The sequence below is a fragment of the Marinoscillum sp. 108 genome (assembly GCF_902506655.1).
In the GTDB taxonomy this organism is placed as follows: domain Bacteria; phylum Bacteroidota; class Bacteroidia; order Cytophagales; family Cyclobacteriaceae; genus Marinoscillum; species Marinoscillum luteum.
Genome location: NZ_LR734817.1, coordinates 539661 through 552019 on the forward strand (window position 1 = coordinate 539661; position 12359 = coordinate 552019).

General features: G+C 46.8%; 9 protein-coding genes. 3 read left to right on the plus strand and 6 right to left on the minus strand.

Features of this window, described 5'->3' with window-relative positions; all coding sequences use genetic code 11:
* Window positions 1-492, plus strand: a complete 492-nt coding sequence (locus tag GV030_RS19805) for a histidine phosphatase family protein (RefSeq protein WP_159585088.1) — start codon at window positions 1-3, stop codon at window positions 490-492.
* Between the two features lie 53 nt (window positions 493-545).
* On the plus strand, window positions 546-1331 hold the full coding sequence (locus GV030_RS19810) for a sterol desaturase family protein (protein ID WP_159585089.1): 786 nt from the start codon (window positions 546-548) through the stop codon (window positions 1329-1331).
* On the opposite strand, the gene hslU is transcribed toward GV030_RS19810, so the two are convergent.
* Genes hslU through lon form a run of 3 tightly spaced genes read right to left on the minus strand, consistent with a single transcriptional unit; the run spans window position 1326 to window position 6177 of the window.
* The gene (hslU, locus tag GV030_RS19815; RefSeq protein WP_159585090.1) at window positions 1326-2705 is read right to left on the minus strand and encodes an ATP-dependent protease ATPase subunit HslU; all 1380 of its coding nucleotides are present in this window, start codon (window positions 2703-2705) and stop codon (window positions 1326-1328) included. The genes GV030_RS19810 and hslU overlap by 6 nt on opposite strands.
* Before the next feature lie 4 nt (window positions 2706-2709).
* On the minus strand, window positions 2710-3705 hold the full coding sequence (gene porQ, locus GV030_RS19820; protein ID WP_159585091.1) for a type IX secretion system protein PorQ: 996 nt from the start codon (window positions 3703-3705) through the stop codon (window positions 2710-2712).
* Window positions 3706-6177: an endopeptidase La gene (gene lon / locus GV030_RS19825; RefSeq protein WP_159585092.1), complete on the minus strand. Its 2472-nt coding sequence runs from the start codon at window positions 6175-6177 to the stop codon at window positions 3706-3708.
* Window positions 6178-6335: 158 nt separating this feature from the next.
* On the opposite strand from lon, the gene GV030_RS19830 reads away from it, so the two are divergent.
* Window positions 6336-8318: an OmpA family protein gene (locus GV030_RS19830; protein ID WP_159585093.1), complete on the plus strand. Its 1983-nt coding sequence runs from the start codon at window positions 6336-6338 to the stop codon at window positions 8316-8318.
* Between the two features lie 8 nt (window positions 8319-8326).
* Here GV030_RS19830 and rseP read toward each other — a convergent pair whose 3' ends face one another.
* Genes rseP through GV030_RS19845 form a run of 3 tightly spaced genes read right to left on the minus strand, consistent with a single transcriptional unit; the run spans window position 8327 to window position 12297 of the window.
* Window positions 8327-9634 (minus strand): RIP metalloprotease RseP, encoded by a 1308-nt coding sequence (gene rseP, locus GV030_RS19835; RefSeq protein ID WP_159585094.1) that lies wholly within the window; start codon window positions 9632-9634, stop codon window positions 8327-8329.
* Window positions 9635-10801 carry a 1-deoxy-D-xylulose-5-phosphate reductoisomerase gene (locus GV030_RS19840; protein ID WP_159585095.1) on the minus strand — a complete coding sequence of 389 codons (1167 nt, stop codon included), beginning with the start codon at window positions 10799-10801 and terminating at the stop codon, window positions 9635-9637. It lies immediately after the preceding gene.
* Window positions 10801-12297, minus strand: a complete 1497-nt coding sequence (locus GV030_RS19845) for a GH3 auxin-responsive promoter family protein (protein WP_159585096.1) — start codon at window positions 12295-12297, stop codon at window positions 10801-10803. The genes GV030_RS19840 and GV030_RS19845 overlap by 1 nt, the downstream gene beginning before the upstream one ends.
* Window positions 12298-12359: the final 62 nt, after the last annotated feature.

Consider the following 12359-nt stretch of genomic DNA (forward strand, 5'->3'; position numbering starts at 1 on the left):
ATGAAGACCCTATACATCATCCGACATGCCAAATCGTCATGGAGCTTTGATCTCCCTGATCATGACCGCCCCCTGGGCAGAAGAGGCCGGCGGGATGTGCTTATTATCGCCAAGCATTTGAGCGAAAATGAATTGACCCCAGATCTGATGATTAGCAGCACGGCCAGCCGGGCACTCAACACGGCCCTGTATATCGCTGATGACTGGGGCTATCCCGAAGAGCAAATCCGACTGGATGAATCACTTTTTCATGCCACCAGTGAGCACCTCCTGGAGGTACTTTCCAATATCAAGGAGGCGGACTCAGTGGCCATTGTTGGACATAATCCAGGGTTCACTGATCTGGTCAATCACTTTGCAGAGGACTATGTAGACAATCTCCCCACCTGTGGCATCTATGCATTGGAGCTCAATATTGACAACTGGAAAGACCTAAAATCCGCTGATGCCACTAAGAAATTTCTACTGATCCCTAAAAGGTTGCATCGATAACTTTCCCAGTCCAAGGGGATTGTTTTTCTTTCTATTAACTTTATGAGAGGACTATGGAGGCTGTTTTAGAAAGATTTCCTTTTGCTTATTATCACATTGCGCTGCGCTATTTCGTAGCTGCGGGGCTGGCTTTTTTGGTGTTCTATGTGATTTTTAGGAAAAGAATGCCCCTCAGGAAAATACAGGAGCGATTTCCAAAAGCCAAGGACTACCTGAGAGATGCGGGCTATTCGCTCATTACGGTGGCCATTTTTGCGGTTATTTCCATTTGGTCTTTTAAGGTGCTCAAGCCTTACCATCTGCTTTTCGATTCGTTTGAGTCCATGCCAGCATGGTACTGGCCCCTTACGGTGATCCCTATGTTTTTCATTCACGATTTTTATTTCTACTGGGCGCATAGACTCATGCACCACCCCAAACTCTTCAAGCAGGTGCATAAAGTACATCATCTGTCTACCAACCCCTCACCTTGGACTGCCTACGCATTCCATCCGTTTGAGGCGGTGATCGAAGCTTTGATCATCACGATCCTATGCTTTACGGTACCCACGCATGCAGCTATAATCGTACTATTTATGATTTTCCAGATTTTTTACAACGTATATGGTCATCTGGGCTATGAGCTTTACCCCAGAGGATTCAATAAGACCTGGATCGGCAAGTATGTGAATACCTCAGTGGCTCACAATCAGCACCATCACAAGTTTCAGGGCAATTATGGCCTTTACACCCTCATATGGGATCGGGTCTTTGGCACCCTGCGCACCGACTATAATGACGCATATGACCAGGCTGCCACTCGTCGGGTGCCAGCTAAAGAAACTGTCCTGAATTTATAAAATATAGTGACTGAGGTCTTTGTTTTTGACCAGTCCGGCAAGCTTCTCCTCTACCAGCGCCTTATCTATCACGATCCTGGCATTCTGCCCTATGGTATCGGGAATCTCAAAAAGAATCTCGTTTAGCAGCTTGCTCATGACCGTGTGTAACCTCCTGGCACCGATGTTTTCAACCTCCTCATTGATCTGAAAAGCTATCTCAGCCAATCGTTCCAGAGCATCATCCTGGAAACTCAATGACACATCTTCGGCACCCACCAGGGCGATGTACTGCTTGGTCAATGCATTCTTAGGCTCTTTGAGTATACTCAGGAAATCCTCCTTGGTGAGGTTATCAAGCTCTACACGGATGGGAAATCTACCCTGAAGCTCCGGAATCAAATCCGAAGGCTTGCTAAAATGAAAGGCCCCCGCGGCAATGAACAGAATATGATCTGTGTGCACAATTCCATATTTGGTATTGACGGCACTCCCCTCCACAATGGGTAGCAGATCACGCTGCACCCCTTCACGACTCACATCCGGACCGCCCTGACCACCTCTGCTACCACCGGCTATCTTATCCACTTCGTCTATGAATACGATGCCCGTATTCTGGGCTTTCTGAAGGGCCTCTTCCTTCACCTCATCCATATCAATGAGCTTCGAGGACTCCTCTTCCAGGAGAATTTTTCTAGCTTCCGCGATCGTTACTTTGCGCTTTTTGGTCTTCTTAGGCATCATGCTTCCCAGCATCTCCTGAATATTGATCATAGAAGCCTCATCCATGCCCCCGCCAATCATTCCCATGCCTGGAGTACTGTTCTGCTTCACATCGATCTCAATCTTTCGCTCATCCATTTCCCCATCTCTGATCTTCTCCCGAAAACGGTCTCTGGTTTTCTCGTTCAACTCACGCTCATCCTCTGGCTGATCCTTGCCCATGCCTGTAGCATGAGGAGTTGGCGAACCTTTGAGCGGAGGGATCAACGCATCGAGGATTATCCCTTCTACTATTTCCTTTGCACGCTCCTTCACTTCCTCCTTCTTGGTGGTCTTCACCATGTCCACCGCCTGCTCTACCAGATCCCTGATCATACTCTCCACATCGCGGCCCACGTAGCCCACTTCCGTAAACTTAGAAGCCTCCACCTTGGTAAAGGGAGCTTCTGCCAAATGAGCCAGCCTTCGGGCTATTTCAGTTTTACCTACCCCGGTTGCCCCTATCATCAGAATGTTATTTGGGACGATTTCTCCCTGAATTTCTTCCTTTACATTCATTCGGCGCCACCTGTTTCTCAAGGCAATTGCCACATTGCGTTTAGCATCGTTTTGGCCAATGATGTATTTATCTAACTCGGCAACAATCTGCCTTGGTGTCAAATTCTTATTCATAGTGCTATAAAATCTTCTTAAACGAATTTAGATTGGATTGGATGGTAAAGAAATCCGTCCCGCCGGCGGCATGATAGGTGGCATGGGAATACCTGATCTGAAATTGCCTGATTCCAAGTGCCAGTCCGTAGCTCAAACCTGCGCCGTAGGCTTCTTCGCCTACTTTTAACTCCTGATGCATCAGGTGGCTATAACCAAACAAAAACTGAACGTTTTGGTGAATGATAAACTCAGCACCCACATTCACATGACGAAATATTCGATCGGCGATCTCAATGGTTTTTGATTTACTGATCCCTTCATCCAATGAAAAATACATACTATTCTGCACAAGGTTATAAGCAGAGATGCTAAACCTGAAAGGCATATAAGTTGGCTTCACCGATGTGCTGATCTGCACGTCGAATGGAACCTGATTGGCGCCCGATCCTGTATAATCCGCAAGAACAAAACCGAAATTTCTAAAGACCAACCCCACAGTGAAATCGGTATCAGGGGCGCGGTACACTCCACCCAAGTCTCCCAGTAAAAGCGAGGAACCATAACCAGCAATGCCATTGGAGGCATACTTTATATTACCTCCCAGGGCAAAAGATCCGATGCGATGGCTCTTCCCTACTGTCAAAACAAGATCCTGCGCCTGAAAACTCCCGGTTACCGTACCATCAGGATCGGTCTCTACAAAGTCTCCATAATCGAGGTAGTTCACCCCAAAAGCAAGCCTACCCACTTTAGAAAATTCCGCAGCATAGGCTCCTGAAAAGGAATACACCCCCGCAAACATTGGACTGAAATTGATGGCGACATCAGTGAGTGCCACAGAGTCCAAAACTGCCGGATTGTGTACAAACTGCATCAGGTCACCATCAGCCAAGGACACTACTTTCCCACCCAGTGCAGCATTGCGAGCGCCAAACGGAGTCTGCAAACTCTGATACTGATCAAACTGAGCAGAAGCAGAAAAGGTCAGAAGGGTCAATATGGCTATCAACCACTTCAATTAATCCCTGGCTGTTTCGGGTAGGATGAAATTCATAGGCTCCTTGGGTTTTTGCGACAATAACGCAATTTCTGTCACCTCTTGTACAGTCTTTACAAAATGAATTTTCAGGTCTTTGATATAAAGTTCGTTGATCTCCTCCAGATCCTTCTGATTTCGCTCGCACATGATGATCTCTCTAATCCCGGCCCGCTTGGCAGCCAGAATTTTTTCTTTGATCCCGCCTACAGGAAGCACCTTACCTCTCAGGGTGATTTCACCCGTCATGGCCAGTTTACTTCGGATCAGGCGCTGCGTATACACAGACGCCAGTGCAGTGAGCATGGTGATCCCTGCCGAAGGCCCATCTTTCGGGATGGCACCGGCCGGTACGTGCACATGCAGATCATAATGCTCAAACACACGATAATCTATATCCAGTGATGCGGCATTGGTCTTGAGATAAGAAAGGGCAGTCATGGCGGACTCTTTCATCACATCTCCCAGCTGACCGGAAAGCGTCAACTTGCCCTTTCCACGACTCAGGCTGGCCTCAATAAAGAGAATATCCCCACCAGAAGGCGTCCAGGCAAGACCCGTGGCCACACCCGGCAGCTTGTTGTCTTCATAAGCATCCTTGTCAAAGTCCTCCGGCCCCAGAATTTTTCTTACCTCACCCTCTGTTATTTTGGGCTGGTACTCCTCCTCCATGGCAATGGATTTGGCCACATTTCGAATCACCGCTGCCAACTTGCGCTCCAGGCTCCTGACTCCCGACTCGCGGGTATAGTCATTGATTAGCTTGGCAATGGCCGACTTGTCAAAAGTGATCTGCTTGGCTTTCAAACCGTGCTCCGTTCGCTGCTTGGGAATAAGGTGCTTTTTAGCGATCTCTACCTTCTCTTCCAGGGTATACCCCGTCACATCGATGATTTCCATTCGGTCACGAAGTGGTGCCTGAATGGTATCCAGAGAATTGGCCGTAGCGATAAAAAGCACTTTTGACAGGTCATAGTCCACTTCAAGATAGTTATCCTTAAACGTGCTATTCTGCTCAGGATCCAATACCTCCAGCAGGGCAGAAGAAGGATCTCCACGAAAGTCGGAGCTTACCTTATCTATTTCATCCAATATAAATACCGGATTAGAACTTTTAGCTTTATTGATGTTCTGAATGATCTTACCTGGCATAGCGCCAATGTAAGTTTTTCTATGTCCTCTGATTTCAGCCTCGTCATGCACTCCTCCCAAAGACATGCGCACATACTTTCGACCCAGAGCATCGGCTATAGACCGGCCCAGAGAAGTCTTACCTACACCGGGAGGGCCATAGAGACACAAAATAGGCCCTTTGAGGTCATTCTTTAGTTTCCTCACCGCCAGGTATTCGAGGATTCTCTCCTTCACTTTGTCCAATCCAAAATGATCCTTATCCAGGATTTTCTTGGCATTTTTCAGGTCAAAATTATCCTCAGTGCCCTCCTCCCATGGCAGATCCACCAGAAGTTCGGCATAGTTCATAGCCACGGGATACTCCGCTGCGGCCGGATTCATTCGGCCTATCTTATCCAATTCCTTCAAAAAGTGCTTCTTGACTTCATCAGGCCATTTCTTATCTTTTGCTTTGTCCCTAAGAGCATTCACCTCCTGATCAGGACCATCCTGCCCCAACTCATCCTGGAGTACTTTCATCTGCTGTCGCAAATAATAATCCCGCTGCTGCTGGTCAATGTCAGAATGTACCTTGCTGGCGATTTCATGCTTCAGCTCAAGCATCTGAATGTCCTTCAGCATGTATTTCAGCAAAAGCTCCGCACGCTCCTTCGGATTGTTGGTTTCCAGCAGCTTCTGTTTATCACTCACCTCAGCATTAATATTGGACGAAAGAAAATGAGTCAGAAATGTATAACTCTGGATATTCTCCAGTGCCACCTGAGCTTCTTTCGGAATCTCGGGATTCAGCTTCAGTACCTTATAGGCAGCTTCTTTCAGTGATGAAGTGATCGCGTTAATTTCATCCTCGCTCATCTCGTCACTTTCCTTGAGTATTCGGAAGGTCGCTTTCAAAAATGGTTCTTCCTTCACAGGCTCTCCCAGTTCGAAACGCTGCTGTCCCTGTATAATGATCGTCGTATTCCCATCAGGAAGCACCAGCATTTTCAGGATTTTGGCTACTGTACCAATCTTATAAAGGTCATTGAAAACCGGCTCCTCTTTCTTAGTATTGTTTTGTGCCACCACCCCTATGATTCGGTCACCTTTATAGGCCTTTTTCACCAGACGAATAGATTTGGTCCTGCCAACAGTAATCGGCAAAACCACTCCTGGGAACAGTACGGTGTTTTTAATGGGCAAAATAGGAAGCTCATCCGGCAAATTATCGTCGGTCATCTCCTCTCCGTCCTCATCAGCCACCAGCTGAATAAGCTCTCCAGATTCATCCTCTAAAAACTCTGAAAAATATAAACGGTTGGTAATATTATCTTCAAACATAAATATCGTGTCAATATGGCAGTAACTACCTCAAAAATCTACTTTCAAAAGAATCAGGTAGACAAATGTCAATAGCTGTGCCAAATTAGCTACTGTGCCAGAAATGGTATTATCTTTAACCTGATTTGTTTGAGAGTCTGTCGAAAAGACATGCTTATATGAATGGGGAAAAAATCCGCCTTTTTTGTTTATTCTTTATCCTCGTTTACGGCACATCGCCGTTAAACGCCCAGCGTATAACCACTAAGCGTATCAGTACCGACTCGGTACCAGAAGATGTGCACTTAAATATCTATGATTTTAAGAACATCAATAAGCTACCGGACTATTATAACGCTGAGCAGCTCAAAAGGATCAACAAACTGGACCAGGAGGAAGATTGGGAAGGGCTCTACAAAGCCCTCAAGGCTTATGTAAGCAAATTCGGCATTCAAAATTTCTACAAAGACACCAAACTCATTTGGCGCCTGGCCAAACTCACAGAACTTTTTGGGGATGATGAAGAGGCCAAAAACCTTTATCGGTTGGTATTGAGGCATCATCACTCCGGCATCAATATGAAGGAGATTGAGCTCTACTATGACTCTCTCAATGACCAGGAAGCTGCCCAGTATGTACCTCTGGACTACTACTATGAACTGGTAGAATACCGAACGCTGATCGATACACTGCGACCCCCGAGGGGTATTCTGCTCAATATGGGACAGGAAATTAACAGTGCCAAGGCGGACTATGCTCCTTCGCTGAATGTACAAAATGATGTACTAATCTTCACATCGCAACGTAATGACCTGGACCTGAGCATTCGACGTACATTCAACGAAGATCTCTTTTTTAGCCGAAAAGATGAATATGGCTCATGGAGCAAGGCAGAGGAATTCAAGGAAATTAATTCCCGATATAAGGAAGGGTCGGCCATTCTCACCCGTGATGGAAAAACCCTCTACTTTTCGAGGTGTGATTGTCTGGACTGCTTTGGAGATTGTGACCTCTTTTCAGCCAAGCTACAGTCAGACAGCACCTGGGGCGAAGTGAAAAACCTCGGTACCCGTGTCAATAGCCTGAGCTGGGATTCGCACCCCTCGCTTTCACACAGTGAAGATACCCTCTACTTTGCATCGGATCGGCTGGGTGGATTCGGCTTATCAGACATTTACTATACCTACAAACTGAAAAACGGAGAGTGGTCTTCTGCCAAAAACCTGGGACCCGTAATCAACACCCGAAACAATGACGTAAGTCCTTTTTATCATCCAGTGTACAATGTGCTTTACTTTGGATCCAATGGACAGCTGTATAATTTCGGGGAATACGACATCTACAAGTCTTATCAGGTAGGCGGCAACTGGTCTGAACCTTACAATATAGGTCCGCTGGTGAATGGAAAAGGGAGCGAATACTACTTTACCATTGACTCCAAATCAGAGCTGCTTTTCTATGCCAGGTCTATTAGCCGGGACCTGAATAAGCAGGACATCTACTCATTCCCGCTACCAATGAATGCACAACCTCTGGCCACCACCAAAGTCACGGGCTCCCTGACCGACTCACTGACGGGCAAAGCCTTCCGGGGCATCGTATCCATCATAGATCTGGATGAGGGTGTGGAAGTGGCCCCACGGTATTTGCGACCAGATGGAAGTTTCGAGTTTGATCTGATTGACCAGAGAAATTACTTGCTGGTGATACAGGGGGATGACTTTTTCAGAATCGAGGATTCTTTCTTTCTGGATGGCACCAGGGAGCTCAAAAAAGTGACTGAGCCACTGGCCAGCCGTGTGAAATTTGAATCCATAGAATTTGATAACGGAAAGTCTGCCCTGAAAAAGGAAATGTACAGTGACCTCAATAAGATCGTGAACTTCCTCTACGACAACCCGGACTTCAAGCTTAAAATATCGGGCCACACGGACTCCTACGGATCTGATGAGCACAATTTGCGGCTGTCTCAGGAACGCGCACGCAACATCAGGGATTACATGGTGGATTTTGCCGGGCTAGCGTCGGAACGAGTAGATTGGGAGGGGTATGGGAGCTCCCGCCCCATCGTGGAAGAGATCAACGAAGAAGCCAAGGCCATCAACCGGCGGGTAGAGTTTGAAATCTACCGCCCGGCGCCTCAGCCTCCATCAGAAGATTAAGTTGATTCTTAAAACAGTTTGTATACGTCGTTGAAGATGGCGTAGCTCATCAGCCCCAAAAGCAAGACCATTCCTACTTTCTGAGCGTTCTCCAAAAACTTATCGCTAGGCTTCCTGCCAGTCACAATTTCCCAGGTCAGGAAAACCACGTGTCCACCGTCCAAAGCCGGAATAGGAAGCAGGTTCATAAAGGCCAACACCATGGAGATCAACCCTGTGATCCTCCAGAAATTATTCCAATCCCAGGTGCCCCCAAAAAACTGAGCAATGCCTATCGGTCCGGAAAGTGATTTTGATGGAGATACATCTCCCGAGAACATCTTTCCGAAAGCTTTTACATTATAAAACACCACATTGAATGCCTGACTGGTGCCATTCACCACAGCCTCACCAAAAGTGAAATCACGATGTGAATAGTTCAATTCCATGCTTGGGTAGAAACCAATGGTAGCATCCTCGGCAATATCAAACGTCAGGGCCAATTCTTGTCCATCCCGTAGCACAGTAGCATTGAGCTGACCACCTGGTACGGAATCCAGGGCGGTTTTGAACTCATCAAAGTACTTTACCGGCACACCAGCCACTGCCACGATCCGGTCACCTTCTTTCAGGCCTCCTTTATCAGCATTGCTACCTTCTCGCACCTGCCCTACACTAAAGGATTCTCTAGGTCTGAAAAATGCCGCTTTTTTATCAGAAAACTTATCAATAAAGTCATTGGGAATAGGAATGGTAATGGTTTTACCTCCACGATCCACTGTGTAAAATCCGTCAGTTCCCAACAGTACATTGGGGCTCCTCAGGTCACTGAATGTTTCGTAATCCTTACCATTGATATTAAGAATGCGGTCTCCGGTTTGTAGTCCGAGCTGCTGACCAAGGTCATAAGCCACGATTCCATGCTTGTTCAGCTCCTCTTTGGAAAGAAAATCTTCACCATTGGAGTACACAAGTGCGATGAAAATAACAATCCCGGTGATTACATTCACTATAATACCGCCGAGCATCACTATCAGGCGCTGCCATGCCGGCTTGGCTCTGAACTCCCATGGCTCAGGCTCCTCACTCAGGGTTTTGGTATCGAGTGACTCATCGATCATACCAGATATTTTCACAAAACCGCCCAATGGGATCGCCCCAATGGAATACTCCGTCTCACCAAATTTCTTTCCCCATATTTTGGGTGGAAAACCGATAGAGTACTTTTCTACCCGCATTCCAAATGCCTTGGCCGCCAACAAATGTCCCAACTCGTGCAACCCAACTAAAATTGATAAGCCCAGCAGAAGCTGAGCCGTCATGATTAAACCTTCCATCTATTTGATTAATTCTTTTGCTATGATCCTTGTTTCTATGTCTGTATTAATATAATCGTCCAACTCGGGCTCGCTAATGTAGCTCACCTTTTGCATGCAAGCCGCTATGACGTCTGATATTTCTAAAAAACCGATGTTATCCTGTAAAAATTCCGCCACCGCTATTTCATTGGCCGCATTCAGTATGCAGGGAGTGTTGCCTCCTTTATCAATGGCATCAAAGGCGAGCTGTAAGTTACGAAAAGTCTTGGTGTCAGGTTTTTCAAATGTGAGTTCCGGGTAATTAATAAAGTCGAACCGGGGAAAATCGGATTTGAACCGCTCGGGGAAACTCAGCGCATATTGTATGGGCAACCTCATATCGGGAAGTCCAAGTTGAGCTTTAATAGAACCATCCTCAAACTGCACCATGCTATGAATAATGCTCTGAGGGTGCACCACCACCTCTATCTGATCCAGCTTCACACCAAACAACCATTTGGCCTCAATGACCTCCAACCCTTTGTTCATGAGGGTGGCTGAGTCGATGGTGATTTTAGCCCCCATATCCCAATTAGGATGTTTGAGCGCCTGTTCTTTTTTGATCTGCAGAAGCTGATCTCGCACCTGACCTCTGAACGGCCCTCCCGAGGCGGTTAGGATGATTTTTTCAATGGGGTTATTCAACTCTCCCACAATGCATTGGAAAATGGCAGAGTGCTCAGAGTCTACCGGTAGGATATTGCATCGGTGCTCCATCGCCAGTCTGGTCACCAGCTGACCAGCCACCACCAGGGTTTCTTTATTGGCAAGGGCAATGTCCTTCCCTGCCTTGATGGCGTTGATGGTAGGCACCAACCCGGAGTAGCCTACCAAAGCGGTGAGGACAATATCGATACTCTCCATTTTCACCACATCTGCCAGTGCATTCTGACCGGCATACACTTTGATATCGGCAGAATCCAGGGCCTCAAAAACCTGATCGTAAAGAGATTCGTTACCAATAACAACCGTATTGGGCTTGTATTTTAGTGCCTGCCGGATGAGCAGGTCCGCATTGTTTTGTGCGGTAAGCACCTCCACTTCGAATTTGTCCGTGTGACGATCGATCACCTCCAGTGTCTGAGTTCCGATGGAGCCAGTAGACCCCAGTACGGCAATTCCTCTTTTCTTTTGCTCCTCTCCCATTATCCTCTGAACTGCTGCATCGCATCGGCTATCTGCCTGTCGTTTGACAACCTCGGCACTTTATTCTGGCCTCCCAGCTTCCCTATAGACCTCATATATTCTATAAATGCGTTTTGCTTTAAGTCAATCACCTCCAGCGGTCGTAAAATTGATCCTGAAATCAGATCATCGTAGTAGGTGTTTCTTTTGCGAAGTTGCAAATCTAACTCTTTTTGAAAACCCAGCTTGTCCTTTGGAGGAGTAGCAAACTCCACATACCATTCGTGCAGGGGCAGGCCTTCCGCCGGTGTTACATTGGGGGCCACACTAAACTCCACCAACTCTACCTCTGGGAATAGCGCGCAGGTAGCCTTCATCGCCTGCTCCACTTCCTCACCAATCACATGCTCACCAAACGCAGAGATGAAATGCTTGATGCGCCCGGTTACTAAAAGTCGGTAGGGGTTCTTATTGATAAACTTCACAGTATCGCCAATGGAGTATCCCCAAAGTCCAGCATTGCTATTGAGTATGAGTGCATAATTTACCCCCAACTCAATCTGATCAATTTTCAAGCGGGTAGGGTTTTCGTTGAAGTATTCATCGGCAGGAATAAATTCAAAAAAGATCCCGCTATTGGCAAGAAGTAGCAAGCCCGGCTCTTTCTGACTATCCTGATAGGCGATAAACCCTTCGGATGCCGGATATGTTTCTATGGAAGGGATCTCTTTTCCGATGGTTTCAAAAAGTTTGGCTCTGTAGGGCTCAAAATTCACGCCCCCGTATACGAACATTTCAAAATTTGGAAAAATATCCTTGATGGGCTTGCCTGTTTTGGCCTTGAGCCGATCAAAGTACATCTGTACCCACGGGGGAATACCCGAAATCAGGGTCATATCCTGATCGAAGGTCTCTTCTACGATCTGATCCACCTTTTTCTCCCAATCCTCCATGCAATTGGTTTCATAAGAAGGCATCTGATTGGTACGCAAATAGCCGGGCACGTGGTGATTCACAATTCCCGAAAGGCGTCCTGTATTGATCCCGGCCTTTTGATCCAGCGTGGGCGCACCCGAAAGAAAGATGAGTTTACCATCCAGGAACCGACCATTCCCGGTCTCATGCACATAGGATAGTAGTGCATTTCTGGCTGAATTGATGTGATTGGGAATGGAATCTTTGGTAATGGGGATGTACTTGGTACCGCTGGTAGTACCGGAAGTTTTGGCGAAGTAAGCAGGTTTGCCCGGCCACAGGACATCCGACTCACCGGCCAGGATCTTTTTCACATAAGGTGAAAGTCCTTCGTAATCTCGGATGGGAACCTGTTTTTTGAAATCCTCATAATTTTCTATTTCTCCGAACCCATGATCCTTGCCAAATTGAGTGTCCCGCGCTTTGGTCACTATTTCCTTCAGGATTTTGTCCTGAAACGCCCCTGCAGAACCCGTCCATTTCTTAGTCTCTCTGGCAATGTAAGCGGCAAATGGCTTACTCAGTATTGATCGTATACCCATAATCTGTTTATATCCAGACCAAAGTAAATTAAAGCAGTTCCGAAATCCTAAATTCCAAAAAC